Genomic DNA, 19,633 nt, shown 5'->3' with positions numbered 1-19,633 from the left:
CCTCCCCCATCGGGGGAGGAACGCCGCTTCCCCCTGCCCGCGAAGCCGCTTAAACCCACCCCATGCCCAAGCTGACGTCCGCCATCGATCCGCACAGCCCCGCCTTCAAGGCGCTGGACGCCCACAACCGCGCCCTCCGCGACGAGCTTCATGCCAGGGTCGCCAAGGCCGCCCGTGGCGGTTCCGACGCCAGCCGCGACCGCCACGTCTCGCGCGGCAAGCTGCTGCCACGCGACCGGGTCGAGCGGCTGCTGGACCCCGGTTCGCCCTTCCTCGAGATCGGCCAGCTGGCCGCCAACGGCATGTACGGCGACGCCAAAGACCCCGACGGCGCGCCCGGCGCGGGCATGATCTGCGGCGTGGGCCGGGTCTCGGGCCGCGAGGTCATGATCGTCGCCAATGACCCGACGGTGAAGGGCGGCGCCTACTTCCCCCTGACGGTGAAGAAACATCTGCGCGCCCAGGAGATCGCCGAGCAGAACCGCCTGCCATGCGTCTATCTGGTCGATTCCGGCGGGGCCAACCTGCCGCACCAGGCCGAAGTCTTCCCCGACCGCGACCATTTCGGCCGCATCTTCTTCAACCAGGCCCGGATGAGCGCCAAGGCCATCCCCCAGATCACCTGCGTCATGGGCTCCTGCACCGCCGGCGGGGCCTATGTCCCGGCCATGTCGGACGAAAGCGTCATCGTCCGCAATCAGGGCACCATTTTCCTGGCCGGCCCGCCGCTGGTGAAGGCGGCCACCGGCGAGGTCATCTCGGCCGAGGAACTGGGCGGGGCCGAGACCCACGGCCGCAAGTCCGGCGTGGTCGACTATGTCGCTGAAAACGACGAGCACGCGCTGGAGATCGTCCGCACCATCGTCGACAGCCTGAACACCGTGAAGTCGGTCGACATGGACGTGCGAGAACCCCGCGCGCCCGCCTGTGACGCCGAGGAGCTGTACGGCCTGATCCCCGACGACGTCCGCGCCCCCTATGACGTGCGCGAGGTCATCGCCCGGCTGGTCGACGGCTCGGAGTTCGACGAGTTCAAGGCCCTTTACGGCACCACCCTGGTCTGCGGCTTCGCCCGCATCTGGGGCTATCCGGTCGCCATCCTGGCCAACAATGGCGTCCTGTTCTCGGAGAGCGCACTGAAGGGCGCCCACTTCATCGAGCTGGCGTGCAAGCGGAAGATCCCGCTGGTCTTCCTGCAGAACATCTCGGGCTTCATGGTCGGCGGCAAATACGAGGCCGAAGGCATCGCCAAGAACGGCGCCAAACTGGTCACCGCCGTCTCCTCGGCCGAGGTGCCCAAATTCACCATCCTGATCGGCGGCAGTTTCGGCGCCGGCAATTACGGCATGTGCGGCCGCGCCTTCGGCCCCCGCTTCCTGTTCACCTGGCCCAACAGCCGGATCAGCGTCATGGGCGGCGAACAGGCCGCCGCCGTCCTGGCCACCGTCCACCGCGACGCCGACACCTGGACCCCCGAACAGGCCGAGGCCTTCAAGGTCCCGGTGCGCCAGAAATACGAGGACGAGGGCAGTCCCTGGTACGCCACCGCCCGCCTCTGGGACGACGGCGTCATCGACCCGGCCCAGACCCGCGACGTGCTGGGTCTGGCGATCAGCGCCTCGCTGAACGCCCCGATCCCCGAGACGACGTTCGGCGTGTTCCGGATGTAGGTTTTCTGCCTTCTCCCCTTGCGGGAGAAGGTGGCTCGCGAAGCGAGACGGATGAGGGGTCGCAACGGTCGAACCGGCCAAGCGTTCAGGCGCTTGCCCGCCGTACACCGCCCGTGCGACCCCTCATCCGTCAGTCCCGGCTTCGCCGGTCCTGCCACCATCTCCCGCAAGGGGAGAAGGACGTTTCCGGAGTCTCCCATGACCGACCGCACACCCACCGAAGCCGACCTCAACGCCCTCGATGTCACCGACGCCGAGGCCGCAGAGATGAACGCCATCTCGCATCCGCTGCTGGCCGATCCGGCGCCCGACGCCAACGACGATCTGGTCCAGATCGATTCCACCGCCGACGGCACCGTCTTCGTCACCATCAACCGGCCTGAGAAGCGCAACGCCTTCGACGCCCCGACCGTCGCCGCCCTGTTCGAGGCGTTCGAGACCCTGGGCGGGGCCGACAACATCCGCGTCGTCTTCATCCGCGGCGCGGGCGGCACCTTCAGCGCCGGGGCCGACATGGGCTGGATGGCCGACGCCGCCGGCTGGTCCGAGGGCGACAACCGCGACGACGCCATGGGTCTGGCGAAAATGCTCAAGGCCCTGCACGACATCCCGGCCCTGACCTGCGCCATCGTCGAGGGCGCGGCCATGGGCGGCGGGGCCGGCATCGTCGCCGCCTGCGACATGGCCGTGGCCGTCGAGGGCAGCCGCTTCGCCTTCTCCGAAGTCAAGCTGGGCCTGATCCCCGCCACCATCGCCCCCTATGTCGTCGAGGCCATCGGGGCCCGCCGCGCGCGCCAGCTGTTCCTGTCGGCCAACATCTTCGACGCCGACTATGCGGCCCACGCCGGTCTGATCGATCTGGTCCTGCCCGAGGGGTCGGTCGACGAGTTCATCTCCATGCTGACCGACAGCCTGACCGCCAACGCCCCCGGTGCCATGGGCGACGCCAAACGACTGGTGAACCATGTCGCCGGTGAGAAGATCGACCACGGCCTGATGGAAGAGACCGCCAAACGCATCGCCCGCGCCCGCGTCTCGCCCGAGGGTCAGGAGGGCGTCCGCGCCTTCCTCGACAAGCGCAAACCGAAGTGGGCGGAGTGAACGCAGTGGCGAGTGGCGAGTGGCGAGGCAGGAATGATGTGGGGCCTCGACCGCTGGGCCTGACAACTCACCACTCGCCACTCGTCACTCGCCACTCTAAGAAACGCCCATGTTCAAATCCGTCCTGGTCGCCAATCGTGGCGAGATCGCCTGTCGCGTGTTCCGCACCGCCCGCCGCATGGGCCTCCGGACGATTGCCGTCTATTCCGAAGCCGACGCGAAGGCGCTGCATGTGCGCGAGGCCGACGAGGCGGTACTGATCGGCCCCGCCCCGGCGCGCGAATCCTACCTCGACGCCGCGAAAGTGCTGGCGGCGGCGAAGGCGACCGGTGCCGAGGCCATCCACCCCGGCTATGGCTTCCTGTCCGAGAACGCCGACTTCGCCGAGGCCGTGACGGCCGCCGGCCTGGTCTGGATCGGCCCGCCGCCCGCCGCCATCCGCGCCATGGGCCTGAAAGACGCCGCCAAAAAGCTGATGATCGCGGCCGGCGTGCCCGTCACTCCCGGCTATCTGGGCGAGGACCAGTCCGAAGCGACCCTGACCGCCGAGGCCGCCCGCATCGGTTACCCCGTCCTGATCAAGGCGGTCGCCGGCGGCGGCGGCAAGGGCATGAAGCGCGTCGACCGGGCCGAAGATTTCGCCGCTGGCCTGGCCTCGGCCCAGCGCGAGGGGCAGTCGTCCTTCGGCGACCCGCGCGTGCTGATCGAGCGCTACATCACCCGCCCGCGCCACATCGAGGTTCAGGTCTTCGGCGACACCCACGGGACCGTCGTCCATCTCTATGAGCGCGACTGCTCGCTCCAGCGCCGCCATCAGAAGGTCATCGAGGAGGCACCCGCCCCCGGCATGGACGCCGCCACCCGCAAGGCCGTCACCGACGCCGCTATCAAGGCCGCCCGCGCCGTCCACTACGAGGGTGCTGGCACCATCGAGTTCATCGCCGACGCCTCGGACGGTCTCAAGGCCGACCGCATCTGGTTCATGGAGATGAACACCCGGCTCCAGGTCGAACACCCGGTCACCGAGGCCGTCACCGGCGTCGATCTGGTCGAATGGCAGTTCCGCGTCGCCGCCGGCGAGCCCATCCCGCTGAAACAGGCCGACATCCCCCTGAACGGCTGGGCCATGGAGGCCCGGCTTTATGCCGAGGACCCGGCCAACGGGTTTTTGCCCTCGATCGGCAAGCTGGACCACTTCGTCATGCCGGACGACATCCGTGTCGATACGGGGGTCGAACAAGGCGGCGAGGTCAGCCAGTTCTACGACCCCATGATCGCCAAACTGATCGTCCACGCTGCAAGCCGAGAAGAAGCCGCGGCCGCCCTTGCCGACGCCTGCGCCGAAGTCGAAGTCTGGCCCGTCCGGACCAACGCCGGATTTCTCGTGCGTTGTCTCGAGCATCCCCGCTTTGTCTCGGGCGACGTCGACACCGGGTTCATCGCCACGGAAGAGGACGATCTCGCCCGGCCGCCTTTGTCCGACGCCGCTCTGGCAGGCGTCGCGCGCTTTATCCGCGTGACCATGACCGATGGCGCGGGCGATCGCTCCAGCCCCTGGAGCCACTTCGACGACGCCGTGGGTTTCCGCCTGAATGCCGCGCCTTCCCTCGCCCAGACGGTCTTCATCGAGGGCGAGCGTTTCACCGCCGATGAGGCGGACTTCGAGGGCTATTCCGGCTCCATAGTCGCCACGGAGGCCGATGAACTCGTCGCCTTCGAAGACGGCGTGGGCTTCGTGATCAGCAGACGCTCTTCGGCTCAGACCGGCTCCGGCCCCGCCTCCGACGGTTCCCTCCGCGCGCCCATGCCCGGCAAGATCGTCGCCACTCCCGCCAGGCCCGGCGACGTCGTGACCAAGGGCCAGCCCGTCGTGGTGCTGGAAGCCATGAAGATGGAGCACGCCCTCGTCGCCCCCTTCGACGGCGTGGTCGGCGAGATCGGCGTCGCGGTCGGCGATCAGGTCACGGCGGACACGGTGCTGGCGGTGGTCAAGGCCAACGATCAGTGAACTCCGCTCATCCCCGCTTGCGCGGGAATGAGCGGAAAAAAATGGATCGATGCCGGTCCGCCGCGTCCTGTAAGAGAATCCCGTGACCACCCCCACCCTCCACATGATCAAACTCTGCGTCGGCGTGGCCAGGGTCGAGACCCTCGAACGCCGCGTCGGCAAGGGCGACTGGCTGACGGTCCACACCCGGATGACGCCCAAGCGCGCGGCGGAGCTCGAGGACGGTGGCTCCATCTACTGGGTCATGAAGGGTTCGGTCACCTGCCGCATGCCCATTGCCGACATCACGACCAGGGGCGAAGGCAAGGCCGGCATGTGCCACATCCGCCTGCGTCCCGAGGTGGTCCGCACCGCCCCCCAGGCCCGCCGCCCCTTCCAGGGCTGGCGCTATCTGGAGCTCAGGGACGCGCCGATGGACCTGTCGAGCCTGGACGCCGGCGAAGTCCCGGTCGATCTGGCCCGGCGGCTCAGGGAGATGGGGGCGTGGTGAGGAGGCGTGATCAGGGGTTGGTGGTTGGTGATTGCCGGCCTCAAACCCGGCGCTCCCGACGGCAAACCCCGGTGACGGGCCCATCAATCACTAACCCCTAATCACCCCTCGCGACTCGCCATAGGCTCCGCCCATGCCCGCTGTCCGCTCCGACCGGCTTGAAGACGCCCTCGACCGCATTTTCCAGGGCGGCAACACCACGCGCGCCAGCTGGTTCGCCCTGACCGGAGGCGAGACCCTGTTCGCCGAGGGCGACAGCGCCGACACCCTGTATCTGCTGCGCAGCGGCCGTCTGGGCGTGTTCCGCAACGATCCCGACGAGGACCGCCCGGCCCAGTTCGTCGGTGTCATCCGGCCCGGACAGCCCGCCGGCGAGATGGCCATGCTGGCCGGCACTGCCCACACCGCCGACGTGGTCGCCCTGCGCGACTGCGAGGTGCTGGCCCTGCCCCGCGACGCCTTCTTCGAGGCCGCCCGCACCGAACCCGATCTGATGGTCGAGCTGTCGCGGCTGATGATCCAGCGTGCGCGGGACCGCCGGTCCGGCGGCGGCGAACCCAGCGTGTTCGGCTTCATCGCCGCCCGCCCGCGTCCGATCCGGGCCCTTGTCGAACGCATCGCGGCGGCGATCGAAGCCGACGGCTTCACCTGCCAGGTCATCGACCATTCGGCCCTCGCCTCGGCGGCCGAATGGTTCAGCCGGGTCGAGGACGCCCACGACTTCGTCCTTTACGTCGCCGAACAAGACGAGCCCGCCTGGGCCGCCCTGTGCGCGCGCCAGGTCGACCGGGTGTTCGTGGTCGGCAACGGCCTGCTGGCGCCGCCCAACCGGCCCATGCCCCACGCCGGGGTGCTAGACGCCCAGCGGCGGACCGACCTGATCCTGCTGCGCGACCCCCGTATGTCGCGTCCCGCCAATACCGCCGTCTGGCTGGACGCCGTCCAGCCCGGCCGCTGGTTCCAGTGCGTCGAGGGCGACCAGGCCGACGCCGAACGGATGGCGCGGGTCGTGACCGGTTCCGCTGTCGGCGTGGTCCTGTCGGGCGGCGGAGCCCGGGCCTATGCCCACATCGGTGCCCTGAGAGCGCTGAAGGAGGCGCGGGTGCCGATCGACTTCGTCGGCGGCTCGTCGATGGGGGCGGTGATCGCCGCCGGGCCCGCGCTGGGCTGGACGCAGGAAGAACTGGAGGCGCGAATCCGCAAGGCGTTCGTCGAAAGCGATCCGCTGTCGGACCTGACCTTTCCCATGCTGGCCATGACCCGGGCGCGCAAGGTCGACCGGCTGCTGCTCGAAGCCTATGGCGACATCGACATGGCCGATCTGACCCGGCCCTTCTTCGCGGTGTCCACGAACCTGACCAGCGGCCGGATCGAGGTGCACCGGCGCGGACTGATGCGGCGGGCCATCCGGGCCTCGATCGCCATTCCGGGCCTGCTGCCGCCCATCGTCATCGACGGCCAGGTTCTGGTCGACGGCGCCGTGCTGAAGAACCTGCCGACCGAGGTCATGCGCCAGATGAACGGCGGCCCGATCATCGGCATCGACATGTCAGAGGCGCGCGGCGTCGATCCGGAACTGATCGAGCATCCGCCGTCGATCTGGCGGCTGATCGTGACCGGCGCGTGGCGGCGTGGCCCGCCCATCGTCTCGATCCTGATGCGCTCGGCGACCCTGACCACGGATGCGGATATCGAGAGCTCGCGCGCCGCGACCGACATCCTGATCCAGCCGATGCCGGACGGACTGGATATCCGCGACTGGAAGGGCTTCGACGCCGGTGTGGCCTCGGGTTACCAGGCCACCCATGAGGTTATGGCGATGCTGGACCGGCCGGTCACCGCCCTGCGTCGGTGCCAGTCGATCAACGAAGACGCGCAAGCGGGCACAGCCGCGGAAACGGAAATGGCTTCGCTCCGTCCGGACATGCTGGAAAAACTTCGCCGAGGCGCGCGCCGTGGGCGGAAAGAAAAGCCCCGCCGATAGCCGCGTCGTCCCGGAGTGCGAAAAAGGACGTCCAGACCCCCCTCGGGCAGGGCCGGGGATTACGCCCGGAAGTGGGGCGATGGTACCGCCTCTCAGGCTTGAACTGAGGACCTCCGGTTCCACAAACCGGCGCTCTAACCAACTGAGCTAAGGCGGCGCTGTTCGCGCGAGGGGCGGTATCTAGCGGGGTCTTTGGTGGCGATCAAGGGGATTAGGGGCGGGGGTCGAGGGGCGAGGAGCGAAGGCGAAATCAGTCTGCGTCTCGATCCGCCGCCCTATCCCCACGACCCTTCCCCTTCGCCCTCGGCTCAGGCCCAGCCGCGGCTGGCGATATACTGTTCCAGCGCCGCGATGCGGGTCGAATCCGACGGGTGGGTGGACGCGAACTCCGGGTTCGACGTTCGACGTTGCTGCGCCATCAGCCGCCACAGGGCAACGGCTTCGGAAGGCTTGTATCCGGCGCGCTGGAGGTAATCGACGCCGATACGGTCGGCCTCCAGCTCGTGATTGCGCGAGAACGGCAGCAGCACACCCAGCTGGGCACCCAGTCCGCCGATGGCCCCGGCTGCACGGCCGTAATCGCCGGCGGCGCTTTGCACGCCGCTGATGGCCACGCTGGTCAGGGCGGTGGTCGAATAGCGCTCGGCGGCGTGGCGGGCGACGACATGGCCGACCTCATGACCCAGCACTGTGGCCAGCTGGTCGTCGTTGCGAACCAGGGCCAGCAGGCCTGTGGTCACGCCGATCTTGCCCGAGGGCAGAACGAAGGCGTTGGGGCTGTCGCTGACGAAAAGCGCGTACTCCCAGCTCCGGTCCATCAGGCCCGCGGCCTGCACGATCCGCTCTCCGACCCGGCGAATGCGGGCGTTGGCGGCGGCGTCGCGGGATATCGGCTGGGTCCGCAAGGCCTGCGCCCAGGCGGCATCTGACTGTCGCGTCAGGGCGGCGTCGTCGACGATCAGCAACTGGTTGCGGCCCAGCGTCTCGTTATAGGCGCAGGCTGAGGCCGACAGGGCGGCGACGGCGGCGATCGCGGCGGTGGCGAGGCGGTTCATGCTGTTCTCCATGTATGGCTTGACCGCAGAACGCGCGAGGGCGGGAGATCGCTCCATCGCGCATGACAAAACGCCCCGGAGGTTTCCCTCCGGGGCGTTTGTCAGGGTTTGACAGACCTTACTCGGACAGCTGGAACCGCGTCGTCCAGTTGACCCGGGCGCCGACGGCGGCGCCGTCCACGGTCCGTGGCGAAAGCCGGGCGCGACGCGCGCCCGCCAGGGCGGCGGCACCGAAACCGGCGCCGGCGGGGTCTTCCGACACCACGCTACACCCGGTGAGCGAACCGTTGGGGTTCACCAGACAGTTCAGCGTCGCCGAACCGGTCTCGATCCCGCGGGACTGGGCCCGTTCCGGGAACTCGGCCGGCGGACGTTGCTGCCAGCTCGGGTTGGTGATCACCGAAGGCTTCGGCGGCGGCGGCGGCAGTGGAATCGTCACCGGTCCGATGATGCGGCCGGGCGGGATGGTGCTCTCGATCCGATCGGCCTTGGGAGTCGGCGGAACGGGAAGGGGCGGCACCGAGATGCTGGCTGGAACGGGCGCCGGCACACGCACCTGGAGCTTCGGCGGCGGCGCCGATTCGGGCGGCGGCGGCGGGGGCGGCGGGGGCGGGGGCGGGGGTGGAATGGGCTCGATCAACTCCACCTCGATGGATTCGTCCGTATAGCGCACTTCTTTCAGCTTGAACTGTGCGTTGTTGAAATAGAAGGCCAACGCCGCGAACAGCAGGAAGACGCTTACGACGCTGATCAGAAACACGTGGGGCGGCACCCCGAAGAAGCCCTTGGCCTTCGGCGGGTCGTAGAGACTGCGGTGATATTCGACTTCGCTCATGCTTTCACCGCCCCTACTGTGCCGACTGATCTTCGCCGACCAGGGCGACGCTGTAGAAGCCGCTGTCCTGGAGCGAATTCATGACCTGCATGAAGTCACCGTATCGGGTGTTCTGGTCCGCGCGGATGAAGATACGCTCGTCAGAAGGTACCGTGTTGCCGATCAGACCGAGCAGCTCGGAGCCGACCATGTCGATCGGCACCTCGTCATCCCCGATATACGCTTGGGCGTTGCCCTGAATAGAGACGTAGAACGGCTTGGGCGGGTTCGTTTGCGGTGGCGCGACCGCGCGCGGCAGTTTTACCTCCACCGACACGGTGGCGAGCGGGGCCGCCACCATGAAGATGATGAGCAGGACGAGCATGATGTCCACGAACGGCGTAACGTTGATAGCGCTGTTCTGCTCGATGGCGTACTTGCCTCCGCCGCCACCGGAGAGTTTGGCCGCCATAGGTCTTACGCCCCCTTGTCGAGATTACGCGACAGCCCGTTCAACAGCTCGGCGCTGAAGCCCTCCGAACGGGCACCATATGACGCGATGCGGGTGTTGAAATAGTTGTAGAAGATAACCGCCGGGATGGCCGCGAACAGACCGATGCCGGTGGCCAGCAGCGCCTCGGCGATGCCGGGGGCGACGACGGCCAGGTTGGTCGTGTTGGTGTTCGCGATGCCGATGAAGGAGTTCATGATGCCCCAAACGGTGCCGAACAGGCCGATGAACGGTGCGTTCGAACCGGTCGAGGCCAGGAACTGCTGGCCGCCCGAAATCCGCTTACCCAGACCGGCTTGAACCGCGTAGACGGCGGCCTGGGCGCGGCCCAGGGCGGAGACACGATGATCGCCGGTGACCGAGAGACCGGACTGCCGCGACAGTTCGACTTCGTCGGTGGCCGAGGCGGCCATATCGGCCAGCGGATTGCCTTCGAACTCTTCAGAGGTCGCGACCTTGCGCATATCCGCGATGGTGCGGGTCTGGCGGAAGGACTCGAGGAAGTTGTCGGTCTTGCGGTTCAGGGCGCTGAACTCGAACAACTTGATGATGAGAATGACCCACGAGAAGATCGATGCGATGATCAGGCCGATCATCACGATCTTAACGACGATGTCCGCTATCATGAACATGCGCGCGGGGGTGAGGTTTCCGCCGCCGTGGCCGCCTGCTTCGGCTTTTTCAGCCGCGGGAGCGATTTCAGTCGTCGGAGCGGCGACTACGGGGATCGCGGCCGGGGCGGCTGCGACGGTAGCGGCGGCCGGGGCCGCGGTGTCCTGCGCGAGGACCGGCGTTCCGGCCATCAGCACGGCGGCGCCGGCCATGGCCAGGAGGATGTTGGTCTTTTTGAGATCGAGCATAGTTCGCCGGTTCCTGCTTTTTTGGTCTGACCGTGAAACCTTGAGAGACGAACGCAGACGACGACCGCCCCCCCATGAAAATCCTGTCCGCAGCATGGGGAACATGGTGAACCCCGTCTGCGCAACGTCTCCTGACGCTTCCGGTTGCCAGGCGGCTTCCGGGGCGATGTCGATGCGTTGGGAAGGGATTTCCCGCTCGCGCCGACCGGTCGCCAAAACAAAGCGGCAGAGCTCCTTTGACGAACGCTTACAGGAGCGTCAAGTGCACGATGGCGCTTTTCCCCTCTCTGGAGAGCGCGCGCGTCGAATGCCTGGGATGCCAGATCAAAAGCGACGGTTTCATCATGAACGGAAAGGCGATCCGGGACCATCAAGGGGGCGATGGTGCCTGGGGGCGGATTCGAACCACCGACACGCGGATTTTCAATCCGCTGCTCTACCAACTGAGCTACCCAGGCGACGCGTCCGCCCGGCGCTTTCGGATCGGGATGGGGGGCATCCGGGTCCGGAACAGCGCCGTCGAAAGCCGACCGATCCCGAAGGACTGGTCTGGGGAGCGGCGTCTATAGGCGAGCGGGTTTCGGGTGTCCAGCGCCCAGATCAGTCTTCCGGAGACGGGTCCGTCGAGGCTTCGTCGACGCTGTCGGCGATGACGTATCCACCCGTGAACCAGCGCTGCAGATCGACGTCGGCGCAGCGTTTCGAGCAGAACGGCTTGTATTTGGAATCCGCCGGCTGACGGCGGCAGGTGGGACAGGTCGCCATTCGATTCAGCCCTCGTCGATCGTCGCGCCCGACGCCGTCGGGTCCGGCCGCAAACGGGCCCGGGGACCCAGCGCCTCGACCCACGGGGCGGCCAACGTCGCCTCTTCGGGCGGGCACCGCAGGGTCAGATAGGGCGTCGCGGTATTCTGCGCCATCGCCAGCCGCAGCCGTCGAAGCGCCGCCAGCGCCCGCGTTTCCGCGCTGGGTCGGCCGTTCGGCGCATTCAGCCGCTCCTCCAGCGGCGTCCGGCCCCAGGGCAGCGACAGCATCAGCACGCCGAAGCGGTTGACCGGGCCATGGACGATCCGCGGGTCGGCCCCGAACGCCGCCTTCGCCGCGGCCAGAACCATTTCCCCGTCCTGGGCGACGCCGATCAGGTCGATCGCCACCAGCCCGCCCCAGCCCTTCAGCCGGATCAGGCGCGCGGCCTCGAACAGGGCCTCGCGGTTGGCCCGCGCCTTCTCCCTCGCGGCGTCCCGGCCGGTGCCCGCCACATGATCGACGTCCACCGCGACCAGGGCCCGCGTCCGCTCGACCGAAACACGCGCCAGGGCCGTGGCATGAAGACCGCCCGCCGACGTCGCCTCCTCTTCCGCCTCCATCGTCGACCGGATGGCATCGACCCCCGTTCGCGCTTCTACGCCCGGGGCCAGCAGGGCCAGGGCCTCGGCGACGCTCGGCCCGGGTCGCATCATCCGGACCTCGCCGGTCGCGGGTCCTGTGAGGGTCAGCGTCGGCCCCTTGGCCTCGCGCGGTTCGGCCGAGACCTCGACCTCCAGCTTGTCGCCGACGTTCAGGCGGTCGCCCTTGCGCGACGCCAGAAAGCCGGGCTCGCCGCCGCCCAGATCGACGAAGGCCCCGCGCATCCCGGCGTCGATCCGCGTCACCCGTCCCACCGACCGCGCGCCCAGACGATGCGTGGCGCGGTCACTCTCTCTGTGCAGGATCAGGGTCTCCCAGCGGCCGTCGCGCGCTATGGCACCCCGCGTCTCGCCCGGCATGGCATCCAGAAAGACTTCGGGGCCGCTCACCCGGCGCGCCAGCCGGCCCCGGCCAGCAGATTGACCGATTCCGGCAACGGCAATCCCATCACCGCCGGATAGCTGCCGACCAGACGCGTGACGAAGGCCCCTGCCCGCCCCTGGATGCCGTAGCCGCCCGCCTTGCCGCGCCATTCGCCCGAGGCGACATAGGCGGCGATCTCGGCATCGGACAGAACCTTGAACGACACGCGGGTGTCGACCACCCGCCAGGTCAACCTGCCCTCGGCGACCACCGCCACGCCGGTGAAGACCCGGTGGTTGCGGCCCGACAGCAGTTTCAGGAAACGGACCGCCTCGGCCTCGTCCACCGCCTTCTCGAGCAGGCGGCGGCCGACGGCCACGACAGTGTCGGCCGCCAGCACCACGGCGTCCGGCGACCGTTCCGCCACCGCCCGGGCCTTGCTCATGGCCAGACGCGCGGCCAGACGCGGCGGCGTCTCGTCCTTCAGCGGGGTCTCGTCGATATCGGCGGGATCGACCCGGTCGGGGGTGATCCCGACCAGCGCCAGCAGTTCGATGCGGCGCGGGCTGGCCGACGCCAGCACCAGTTCAGGACGGCTCACGCGAGCCCGTCCTCACTTGAAGCGATAGGTGATGCGGCCCTTGGACAGGTCGTAGGGCGTCATCTCGACCAGAACCTTGTCGCCGGCCAGCACGCGGATGCGGTTCTTGCGCATCTTTCCGGCGGTGTGGGCAATGATCTCGTGGTCGTTCTCGAGCGTCACGCGGAAGGTGGCGTTGGGCAGCAGTTCGCTGACGATGCCGGGAAACTCGAGCAGTTCTTCCTTAGCCATGCGGCCTCTCGCGCCCTGCGAATACAAGTCTGAACGCGCGCCGGGCGAAAGCGCGCGTCGTTGAGGAGCGGCCTAATGCCTGAAAATCTCGGGATAGTCGAGCATTCCTCCCCCATCGGGGGAGGGGGACCGCGCGCAGCGTGGTGGAGGGGGTTCACTCCAGACGCCGCTTTTTGTGGTCGGCCCCCTCCACCGCTTCGCGGTCCCCCTCCCCCGGTGGTGGAGGAATGGATTTCACCCCCGCCGGTACAGCGCCGTCACCAGGGTGAACAGCCTGCGCGCCGTCTCGTGGTCGATGGCGATCTTGCCGTCCAGCCGCGCCTTGAGCAGCTCGGCCCCTTCGTTGTGCAGGCCCCGACGGCCCATGTCGACGGCCTCGATCTGCGCCGGAGACGTGCCCCGCAGAGCCTCATAATAGCTGTCGCAGATCAGGATATAGTCTCGGATCACGCTCTTGAGCGGCGTCAGCGACAGGCCGTGCGCCCTGGAGAAATCCGGCCCCTCGATCTGGAACACCAGCCGACTGTCCTGCAAGGCCAGCTTCAGCCTGTACGGACCGCCGGTCGCCCCCGCCGGCTCGAAACTGTTCTTCTCCACCAGATCGAAGATCGCCACCCTGCGCTCGTGCTCGATCTCCGCGGTCGCGGCCGCAAGCGTCGTTGCGTCCAGATCGACCGAGGCCAGCCGGTGCGCATTCACGCCGAGCCCGCCTCTTCGGCCGCATGGGTCGGCGCTAAGCGGGCGGGCCACCGTTCGGACAGGTCGGTCAGGATGGCGTCGAGGCATTCCACGTCGATCCGCAGGTCCCCGCCGCCGGCGAACATCAGGATGACGCGTCCCCCCGGCGCCTCGCCCGGCTCGAAATCCATGGCCAACAGCTCCAGCGCGCTCTCGGGCAGGCGCGGCAGGCGGCGGCTCTTGACCGCGATCACGTCGCCGAACTGCATCGCCGCCATCACCCGGCTGCCCCCGCATTCCCAGCAAAAGCGACTGAGCAGCAAGGTGACCCGGCGAGACGCAGGCTCCCACGCGATGTCCACCGGCCGCAGGATGGCGTCCTGAAGCGCCGCCGAGATGATGTGCAGGTCGTCTTCGTCCTCGGCCAGCAGCCGCAGGGGCTCAACCGGCTCGTCGCTCGGCGTGTGGATGTCGGTGGGCTCAGTGCTCATCGCCCTCGTCCTTGATCCGGCGGATTTGCGCGCCGCAAGCCGTCAGTTTCTCTTCCAGCCGCTCGAAGCCGCGATCCAGGTGATAGACCCGCCCCACCGTCGTCTCGCCGGTGGCGACCAGGCCCGCGATGACCAGGCTGACCGAGGCGCGCAGGTCCGTCGCCATGACGGGCGCGCCTTGCAGCGCCTCGACGCCCTTCACCAGGGCCTCACCGGCATGGACCGAAATGTCCGCGCCGAGACGCGCCAGTTCGGGCGCATGCATGAAGCGGTTCTCGAAGATGTTCTCGCGAATGACGCTGTCGCCCTCGGCCACGGTCATCAGCGTCATGAACTGCGCCTGCAGGTCCGTGGCGAAGCCGGGATAGACCTCGGTCGTCACATCCACGGCCCTGAGCCTCTGTTTCGGATCACGACGAACGATCACGCCGTCGTCGGTCGGTTCGACCTCGACGCCCGCGGCGATCATCTTGTCGGTCAGGGCGGTCATCAGCCCGGCTCGCGCCCTGGTCAACCGCACCTCGCCACCGGCCATGGCTGCGGCCACGGCATAGGATCCCATCTCGATCCGGTCGGGAATCACCGACCAGGTCGCGCCGGTCAGAGACGTGACGCCGTGGATGGTCAGCACGTCAGTGTCGATGCCCTCGATCCTGGCGCCCATGGCGGTCAGACACCGGGCCAGATCGCCAATCTCCGGCTCCATGGCCGCGCGCCTCAGCACCGTCGTCCCCTGCGCCAGCACTGCGGCCAGCAGAGTGTGTTCGGTGGCCCCCACCGATACGAAGGGAAACTCGATCTCGGCTCCGCGCAGTCCTTTCGGGGCCATCGCCGACACATAGCCCTCGTCCAGCTCGATCGCGGCGCCCAGGGCCGTCAGGGCCTGCAGGTGCAGGTCAACGGGACGCGCGCCGATCGTGCAGCCGCCCGGCAAGGACACCTTGGCATGGCCCGTCCGCGCCAGCAGCGGCCCCAGCACGTTGAAACTGGCCCGCATCTGGCGGACCAGCTCATACGGGGCGAAGGTCGAAGTGATCTCGGGCGCGTGGAAGAGCGTCTCCTGCCCGTCCGCGCCGTCACGCTCGGTGACCTCGACGCCGTGCTGGCGCAGCAGACGCCCCAGGAATTTGGTGTCCGCTAGGCGCGGCATGTTGGTCAGCAGCAAGGGTTGATCCGTCAGGATCGAGGCGACCATCAGCTTGAGGGCGGAGTTCTTGGCGCCGCTGATCGGGATCGTCCCGTTCAGCAGGGGGCCGCCTTGGATGGCGATGCTGTCCATGTCGTCTCTGTCGGCCCCGGCACAAGGCCAGGAGGGGGAGTCGGCTATCTAGACTACTTTTGCTTCAGGTCGAATCGACCTGAATCCAAAAAATGGTCCAGAATCATGCTGGAGCGAAATCTGAGCCTTGATGGACTGCGTCCCTCAAGACCGATTTCGCTCTAGACCGGACCGCCGGGGTTGCGAAAGGCCGCGCCGTCGGTCGCGCCGTGAAAATCAGTTGTTTGGCCGCGCGGGTATGGCGCGCGCTGCGGCCTTGCGGCGTTTAAGATTGTCCCGCAGCGCGGTGGCCAGGCGCTCGGTCCGGTGGGTGCCACCCCCCTTGATCGGCCTGGCCGGTTCAGGCGGGGCCGACGACGGCGTCGTGGCCGGGCTGCGTTCCGAGTCGTCCATATGTCGATGAGAGCGCCCCCGGAACTTTTCCGCAAGCGCCTGATTTCTGGGCTTCCCCCTTTGTCCCCCGTTGGCTATAGGGCCGCTTCCTCAGTTTCCGCCGCCGTAGCTCAGTGGTAGAGCGCATCCTTGGTAAGGCTGAGGTCGTGGGTTCGATTCCCCCCGGCGGCACCATCCAAAACGCAAAAGGCCCGATCTCTGGATCGGGCCTTTCGTCATCAGGGACCAGGTTGACCGGCGGGGCCTGGGGCCCGACGCCGCAGTGGGCCATCCGCTCGTCCGGGACCCGTTTCGAACTCCGCCGCCGCGCCGGGTCGCTGGCCGGGAAAGGCATGGCCGCCGTCGTTGAAGCCGAGCGAGTCATAGCCATAGCCATAACCGTATCGGCCGTAGGGATAGCCGTTCTCGGTCTGGCGCACCCGCAGATCCAGCCGACCGTTCTCGCCGATGGGCAGCGAGACGGCCGCGTCATAGTCGCGGTAGCCGCCGGTGCCGATGCTGACGCTGAACTCGCCATGCACCTTGCGATCGTCTTCAAGGGCGAGGTCGGCTTCGGGAAAGGACTGGCTTTCGTGGGGCGCCCGGCTCTCCAGCCAGCGCGAAATCTGTTCGTCCGTGCTGAGGCCATGCGGCGCCGCCGCCTGGGCCGCGCCGTCCAGTGACGGCGGCGTCGGACGGAATGAGGCGTCCAGGTTGACGGTCGTGGCCGGAGCGGTCGCCACCACGCCGTCGGGGTCGCTCGCTCCCAGAGACGCGACGATCAGCATTGCGATCAACATGGGCTCAACTCCTGCACTGAAGCCAGCCTAGCCTTAAATGCGGCCAAGGTCAGGCGACACCGTCGCCACGGCCCAACGGGTCCGGCAGGGGCGACCCGGTCGCGACGAAGCTCAGCGCGACGGAGTTGATACAGTATCGCTGTCCGGTCGGCGGCGGACCGTCGGGAAAGACGTGGCCCTGATGGCTGTCGCAGCGGGCGCAGCGCGTCTCCGTGCGCGTCATGCCATAGGCGCGATCCGTCACGGCCCGCACATGGGCGTCGTCGACGGGCCGGGTGAAACTGGGCCAGCCCGTGCCGCTCTCGAACTTGGTGCCCGCCCGGAACAGCGGCAGTCCGCATTGACGGCAGCAGAAGACACCGTCGCGCTTCTCGCCCAGCAGGGTGCCGCAGAACGGCGCCTCGGTGCCATGGGCCAGCAGGACCCGCTTTTCCTCGGCTGACAGATCGGCTTCCAGCGCGACCCGCTCGGCCTCGCCGGGCGGGGTCAGATCAAAGCCGGAGGCGGAGCGGAGCGGAGCGTCGATGTCTGTCATCCCTGCGGCAATCGTTTTTTGCAAAGTGGCCGAAAACCGGCTTGCGGCTGCGCCATGATCGCCAACGTCCGCTTTCCGTCAAGTTACCAATTACGGCTTTCGACGGTGGGCTCAACCGATCGTCGCACGCCTGGCGAGCGGTCTTTATCCGGTTCGAGCGAGAAATCGTCTCACGTGATCTGTTTTGGTGCCACGGAGTCACTCGCCGGAAAGGTTTCCTGAAGCGCCTCATCGATCAGAGCCTCCTGCCGATCCTCGGCCTCATCCAATTGAGGTTTCAGCTGGTCAGGCTTTCCAATCACCCGTTTTGCGGTGACCGCGAAAGGGCCGTCCACATCGCTGTCGCGCTTCTGATCGGATCGGGTCTGGTTCGTCATTCTGTTTTCTCCGAATGCGCAACGACGCCGCAGCCAGCACGTCCGTTTAGGCCCTCTCTCGACGAGATGGATACGCGAGCCTTGGCCGGTAGCGCAAACTAGTATCGTATCGCTACTAGATGCTTGATAAAAAGCTTCGTCATCGCTAGCATTTTTCTTTGGCGTGGAGCTAGAGATGAACAGTCGCGTCATCGCGGAGCAGATACTGCACCTGGGGCATATCACATCCCGTGAGGCGATGGTGCTTGGGCTGACTCCGGCCCAGTGGGCGGTGCTCAGATACTTCGCGCGGGCCAATCGCTTCTCGCGAACCCCGTCTGCCTTCGCCGCGTTCCATTGCACGACCCGGGGCACAGCATCGCAGACGATTAAGAGCCTCGAAGCCCAGGCCTATCTGACGCGCGTGCGATCAGAGGCCGACGGCCGAAGCGCCCGGCTCGATCTGACCGACAAGGCCAAGGCCATTCTTGCCCACGACCCGTTCGAAGCTCTGGTCCGCGCCGCTGACGCGCTACCCCGTGGGGCCCGAGGTCATTTCGCCAGTGGCTTGCAGCGCATGCTGAGCCAGGTTGCGAGGGAGAGAGGCAAGCCCGTCTTTGGAACTTGCGAGTCGTGTGGGCGTCTGGAAGGCGACGGCTGCAGCTCGGAGGGTCAGGCACCCTATGTGTGCGGGTTCGTGAGCGAACCGATGCTTCTGAAGGAACTTGACAATCTCTGCATCAACTTCGTTCAGGGCAAGCGCATGACGATGACGGGCTCCGTCACCGGGGCCACACCGCGATGAGCTCTGTTCCAAAATCAGCGATCTCCATCGAAGGCGGCGAGATCATCATCGATGCCGAGCTGCTGGCGTTCAAGCTCGGGGTCTCGGCCGCCTCACTCCAGGCCGGAATGCCCAAGGGCATTGTCTCCACCGTCGCCGAGACCGGCATTGACGAGGACGCCGGCCGTACACGCCTTACCTTCAGGTACCGCTCGCGAACCTGGACGGTGGTGGTCGATACCGACGGCAGTTTGGTCGAGAGCATCGCGCCAGCCCCCAAGCCTTTGCCGGCGAAAACCGGGCGCTTGAGTCTGAGCGAATTCGTCAGGCGCGGTTCATGACTGCCACAGCTTGGGATTCTGCTGCGAAGACGACGGTTGAGGACAACACGGGTGAACCGCTCGCCCGCCGCCTTCGAGCGCATCTTCAAGCGCTTGCCACACGGCGTTTGCCGATCACCTATCGGGAAGCGGCCAAAGGGCTGCTGCTCTCGCCTCCGAACACCATTCATCAAGTCACGGAGGCGTTGGAGCAGATCATGATCGAGGACGCGGCGGCTGACCGCCCCTTCATCGCGGCCATGGTCATCAGCAAGATGCGTGGCGGCTTGCCGGCGCCGGGGTTCTTCGACTGTGCGGCGCGGCTCGGACGCTTCGCCGGCGATGCGACGTGCCTGGACGCATGGGCCTTTCACTCGGTCGAGATCGACGCGGCGTTCGCCTTCTGGGGGCCGCCGAGTGGACCCACGCGAGAGTAAAAGAAAACTCATGGCCCCTCGTTCGGTGCAGTCCCTGGAGCAACGTCGACTTGATCTTGTGCCAGGCGCCGGGGTGGGTGTCCGGCGCTCGCGCGTGGTGATTGTCGGTGCCGGCTTCGCCGGCCTCACCGTCGCAAAGCGGCTTGCCGATGCTCCGGTGGACGTCATCCTGATCGACCGGGAGAACCATCACCTCTTTCAGCCGCTGCTTTACCAGGTAGCGACGGCCGGACTGTCGCCAGCCGACATCGCCTGGCCCATTCGAAGTCTGGTCCGGGACCAGCGCAACACACGCGTATTGTTGGGCGAGGTCACCGGCGTCGATCATGCGCTGAAACGTGTGAAGATGGGCGACCGTAACATTGCCTACGACTTTCTGGTGCTCGCGACCGGGGCGACCCATGGCTATTTCGGCAATGACAGTTGGGCGGCCCATGCACCCGGCTTGAAGACAATCGACGACGCCACGGAGATCCGCCGCCGTTT

Annotated in this window: 23 protein-coding genes and 3 tRNA genes; 10 read left to right on the top strand and 16 right to left on the bottom strand. The window is 67.3% G+C overall.

Features of this window, described 5'->3' with window-relative positions; translation table 11 throughout:
- The first annotated feature begins 62 nt into the window (after window positions 1-62).
- From ACESMO_RS08470 to ACESMO_RS08450, 5 genes are all read left to right on the top strand, one after another.
- Window positions 63-1,670: a carboxyl transferase domain-containing protein gene (locus tag ACESMO_RS08470; protein ID WP_372707720.1), complete on the top strand. Its 1,608-nt coding sequence runs from the start codon at window positions 63-65 to the stop codon at window positions 1,668-1,670.
- 198 nt (window positions 1,671-1,868) lie between these two features.
- Entirely contained in the window at window positions 1,869-2,771 is a 903-nt protein-coding gene (locus tag ACESMO_RS08465) for an enoyl-CoA hydratase-related protein (RefSeq protein ID WP_372707719.1), read from the top strand.
- Between the two features lie 109 nt (window positions 2,772-2,880).
- Entirely contained in the window at window positions 2,881-4,779 is a 1,899-nt protein-coding gene (locus ACESMO_RS08460) for a biotin carboxylase N-terminal domain-containing protein (protein WP_372707718.1), read from the top strand.
- A 103-nt stretch (window positions 4,780-4,882) separates the two neighbouring features.
- Complete coding sequence (locus ACESMO_RS08455) at window positions 4,883-5,269, top strand: DUF1489 domain-containing protein (RefSeq protein WP_372707721.1); 387 nt, start codon at window positions 4,883-4,885, stop codon at window positions 5,267-5,269.
- A 133-nt stretch (window positions 5,270-5,402) separates the two neighbouring features.
- A complete protein-coding gene (locus ACESMO_RS08450; RefSeq protein ID WP_372707717.1) occupies window positions 5,403-7,253 on the top strand; it encodes a patatin-like phospholipase family protein in 1,851 nt (616 codons plus the stop codon).
- Window positions 7,254-7,333: 80 nt separating this feature from the next.
- Here ACESMO_RS08450 and ACESMO_RS08445 read toward each other — a convergent pair.
- The 13 genes from ACESMO_RS08445 to murA all read right to left on the bottom strand — a co-directional run bounded on the left by ACESMO_RS08445 (window position 7,334) and on the right by murA (window position 15,543).
- A tRNA-His gene (locus ACESMO_RS08445) sits at window positions 7,334-7,410 on the bottom strand.
- A gap of 151 nt (window positions 7,411-7,561) precedes the next feature.
- On the bottom strand, window positions 7,562-8,308 hold the full coding sequence (locus ACESMO_RS08440) for a M48 family metallopeptidase (protein WP_372707716.1): 747 nt from the start codon (window positions 8,306-8,308) through the stop codon (window positions 7,562-7,564).
- Window positions 8,309-8,426: 118 nt separating this feature from the next.
- Entirely contained in the window at window positions 8,427-9,143 is a 717-nt protein-coding gene (locus tag ACESMO_RS08435; protein WP_372707715.1) for a TonB family protein, read from the bottom strand.
- Between the two features lie 13 nt (window positions 9,144-9,156).
- Window positions 9,157-9,594 carry a biopolymer transporter ExbD gene (locus ACESMO_RS08430; RefSeq protein WP_372707714.1) on the bottom strand — a complete coding sequence of 146 codons (438 nt, stop codon included), beginning with the start codon at window positions 9,592-9,594 and terminating at the stop codon, window positions 9,157-9,159.
- 5 nt (window positions 9,595-9,599) lie between these two features.
- The gene (gene exbB, locus ACESMO_RS08425) at window positions 9,600-10,493 is read right to left on the bottom strand and encodes a tonB-system energizer ExbB (RefSeq protein WP_372707713.1); all 894 of its coding nucleotides are present in this window, start codon (window positions 10,491-10,493) and stop codon (window positions 9,600-9,602) included.
- Between the two features lie 382 nt (window positions 10,494-10,875).
- A tRNA-Phe gene (locus ACESMO_RS08420) sits at window positions 10,876-10,951 on the bottom strand.
- A 142-nt stretch (window positions 10,952-11,093) separates the two neighbouring features.
- On the bottom strand, window positions 11,094-11,258 hold the full coding sequence (locus ACESMO_RS08415) for a DNA gyrase inhibitor YacG (RefSeq protein ID WP_372707712.1): 165 nt from the start codon (window positions 11,256-11,258) through the stop codon (window positions 11,094-11,096).
- 5 nt (window positions 11,259-11,263) lie between these two features.
- Window positions 11,264-12,289 carry a ribonuclease E/G gene (locus ACESMO_RS08410; RefSeq protein ID WP_372707711.1) on the bottom strand — a complete coding sequence of 342 codons (1,026 nt, stop codon included), beginning with the start codon at window positions 12,287-12,289 and terminating at the stop codon, window positions 11,264-11,266.
- Window positions 12,286-12,864, bottom strand: coding sequence for a nucleoside triphosphate pyrophosphatase (locus ACESMO_RS08405; protein WP_372707710.1), 579 nt, complete (start codon window positions 12,862-12,864; stop codon window positions 12,286-12,288). Before ACESMO_RS08405 ends, ACESMO_RS08410 begins: the two co-directional genes overlap by 4 nt.
- 12 nt (window positions 12,865-12,876) lie before the next feature.
- Window positions 12,877-13,095, bottom strand: coding sequence for a translation initiation factor IF-1 (gene infA, locus ACESMO_RS08400; RefSeq protein ID WP_372707709.1), 219 nt, complete (start codon window positions 13,093-13,095; stop codon window positions 12,877-12,879).
- Between the two features lie 234 nt (window positions 13,096-13,329).
- Complete coding sequence (locus ACESMO_RS08395) at window positions 13,330-13,794, bottom strand: UPF0262 family protein (protein WP_372707708.1); 465 nt, start codon at window positions 13,792-13,794, stop codon at window positions 13,330-13,332.
- Window positions 13,791-14,264, bottom strand: coding sequence for a DUF2948 family protein (locus ACESMO_RS08390; protein ID WP_372707707.1), 474 nt, complete (start codon window positions 14,262-14,264; stop codon window positions 13,791-13,793). The genes ACESMO_RS08395 and ACESMO_RS08390 overlap by 4 nt, the downstream gene beginning before the upstream one ends.
- Entirely contained in the window at window positions 14,254-15,543 is a 1,290-nt protein-coding gene (gene murA, locus ACESMO_RS08385) for a UDP-N-acetylglucosamine 1-carboxyvinyltransferase (RefSeq protein ID WP_372707706.1), read from the bottom strand. Before murA ends, ACESMO_RS08390 begins: the two co-directional genes overlap by 11 nt.
- A gap of 492 nt (window positions 15,544-16,035) precedes the next feature.
- Here murA and ACESMO_RS08380 point away from each other — a divergent pair.
- A tRNA-Thr gene (locus ACESMO_RS08380) sits at window positions 16,036-16,110 on the top strand.
- Window positions 16,111-16,154: 44 nt separating this feature from the next.
- Here the strand turns inward: ACESMO_RS08380 and ACESMO_RS08375 are convergent.
- The 3 genes from ACESMO_RS08375 to ACESMO_RS08365 form a co-directional block, all read right to left on the bottom strand.
- Window positions 16,155-16,715 (bottom strand): hypothetical protein, encoded by a 561-nt coding sequence (locus ACESMO_RS08375; protein ID WP_372707705.1) that lies wholly within the window; start codon window positions 16,713-16,715, stop codon window positions 16,155-16,157.
- A gap of 49 nt (window positions 16,716-16,764) precedes the next feature.
- Window positions 16,765-17,250 (bottom strand): peptide-methionine (R)-S-oxide reductase MsrB, encoded by a 486-nt coding sequence (gene msrB / locus ACESMO_RS08370; RefSeq protein WP_372707704.1) that lies wholly within the window; start codon window positions 17,248-17,250, stop codon window positions 16,765-16,767.
- A 170-nt stretch (window positions 17,251-17,420) separates the two neighbouring features.
- Complete coding sequence (locus tag ACESMO_RS08365) at window positions 17,421-17,627, bottom strand: hypothetical protein (RefSeq protein ID WP_372707703.1); 207 nt, start codon at window positions 17,625-17,627, stop codon at window positions 17,421-17,423.
- Between the two features lie 175 nt (window positions 17,628-17,802).
- Here ACESMO_RS08365 and ACESMO_RS08360 point away from each other — a divergent pair, with 175 nt between their 5' ends.
- The 4 genes from ACESMO_RS08360 to ACESMO_RS08345 all read left to right on the top strand — a co-directional run.
- Window positions 17,803-18,411 carry a MarR family winged helix-turn-helix transcriptional regulator gene (locus ACESMO_RS08360; protein ID WP_372707702.1) on the top strand — a complete coding sequence of 203 codons (609 nt, stop codon included), beginning with the start codon at window positions 17,803-17,805 and terminating at the stop codon, window positions 18,409-18,411.
- A complete protein-coding gene (locus ACESMO_RS08355; RefSeq protein ID WP_372707701.1) occupies window positions 18,408-18,731 on the top strand; it encodes a DUF6522 family protein in 324 nt (107 codons plus the stop codon). Before ACESMO_RS08360 ends, ACESMO_RS08355 begins: the two co-directional genes overlap by 4 nt.
- Window positions 18,728-19,147, top strand: coding sequence for a hypothetical protein (locus ACESMO_RS08350; RefSeq protein WP_372707700.1), 420 nt, complete (start codon window positions 18,728-18,730; stop codon window positions 19,145-19,147). Before ACESMO_RS08355 ends, ACESMO_RS08350 begins: the two co-directional genes overlap by 4 nt.
- 10 nt (window positions 19,148-19,157) lie before the next feature.
- Window positions 19,158-19,633 (top strand): NAD(P)/FAD-dependent oxidoreductase (locus ACESMO_RS08345; protein ID WP_372707699.1); only part of this gene is annotated, 476 nt, incomplete at its 3' end.

The organism is Brevundimonas sp., from assembly GCF_041688735.1.
Classification (GTDB): domain Bacteria; phylum Pseudomonadota; class Alphaproteobacteria; order Caulobacterales; family Caulobacteraceae; genus Brevundimonas.
Note: the sequence above shows the minus strand (reverse complement) of the source record. Positions and strands in the feature narration are given on the sequence as shown.

What these genes read in the sequence shown, in the direction of transcription:
- ACESMO_RS08470 (WP_372707720.1), top strand. Translation starts at nt 63, where the DNA reads ATGCCCAAGCTGACGTCCGCCATCGATCCGCACAGCCCCGCCTTCAAG.
- ACESMO_RS08465 (WP_372707719.1), top strand. Translation starts at nt 1,869, where the DNA reads ATGACCGACCGCACACCCACCGAAGCCGACCTCAACGCCCTCGATGTC.
- ACESMO_RS08460 (WP_372707718.1), top strand. Translation starts at nt 2,881, where the DNA reads ATGTTCAAATCCGTCCTGGTCGCCAATCGTGGCGAGATCGCCTGTCGC.
- ACESMO_RS08455 (WP_372707721.1), top strand. Translation starts at nt 4,883, where the DNA reads ATGATCAAACTCTGCGTCGGCGTGGCCAGGGTCGAGACCCTCGAACGC.
- ACESMO_RS08450 (WP_372707717.1), top strand. Translation starts at nt 5,403, where the DNA reads ATGCCCGCTGTCCGCTCCGACCGGCTTGAAGACGCCCTCGACCGCATT.
- ACESMO_RS08440 (WP_372707716.1), bottom strand. Translation starts at nt 8,308, where the DNA reads ATGAACCGCCTCGCCACCGCCGCGATCGCCGCCGTCGCCGCCCTGTCG.
- ACESMO_RS08435 (WP_372707715.1), bottom strand. Translation starts at nt 9,143, where the DNA reads ATGAGCGAAGTCGAATATCACCGCAGTCTCTACGACCCGCCGAAGGCC.
- ACESMO_RS08430 (WP_372707714.1), bottom strand. Translation starts at nt 9,594, where the DNA reads ATGGCGGCCAAACTCTCCGGTGGCGGCGGAGGCAAGTACGCCATCGAG.
- exbB (WP_372707713.1), bottom strand. Translation starts at nt 10,493, where the DNA reads ATGCTCGATCTCAAAAAGACCAACATCCTCCTGGCCATGGCCGGCGCC.
- ACESMO_RS08415 (WP_372707712.1), bottom strand. Translation starts at nt 11,258, where the DNA reads ATGGCGACCTGTCCCACCTGCCGCCGTCAGCCGGCGGATTCCAAATAC.
- infA (WP_372707709.1), bottom strand. Translation starts at nt 13,095, where the DNA reads ATGGCTAAGGAAGAACTGCTCGAGTTTCCCGGCATCGTCAGCGAACTG.
- ACESMO_RS08390 (WP_372707707.1), bottom strand. Translation starts at nt 14,264, where the DNA reads ATGAGCACTGAGCCCACCGACATCCACACGCCGAGCGACGAGCCGGTT.
- murA (WP_372707706.1), bottom strand. Translation starts at nt 15,543, where the DNA reads ATGGACAGCATCGCCATCCAAGGCGGCCCCCTGCTGAACGGGACGATC.
- ACESMO_RS08375 (WP_372707705.1), bottom strand. Translation starts at nt 16,715, where the DNA reads ATGTTGATCGCAATGCTGATCGTCGCGTCTCTGGGAGCGAGCGACCCC.
- msrB (WP_372707704.1), bottom strand. Translation starts at nt 17,250, where the DNA reads ATGACAGACATCGACGCTCCGCTCCGCTCCGCCTCCGGCTTTGATCTG.
- ACESMO_RS08365 (WP_372707703.1), bottom strand. Translation starts at nt 17,627, where the DNA reads ATGACGAACCAGACCCGATCCGATCAGAAGCGCGACAGCGATGTGGAC.
- ACESMO_RS08360 (WP_372707702.1), top strand. Translation starts at nt 17,803, where the DNA reads ATGAACAGTCGCGTCATCGCGGAGCAGATACTGCACCTGGGGCATATC.
- ACESMO_RS08355 (WP_372707701.1), top strand. Translation starts at nt 18,408, where the DNA reads ATGAGCTCTGTTCCAAAATCAGCGATCTCCATCGAAGGCGGCGAGATC.
- ACESMO_RS08350 (WP_372707700.1), top strand. Translation starts at nt 18,728, where the DNA reads ATGACTGCCACAGCTTGGGATTCTGCTGCGAAGACGACGGTTGAGGAC.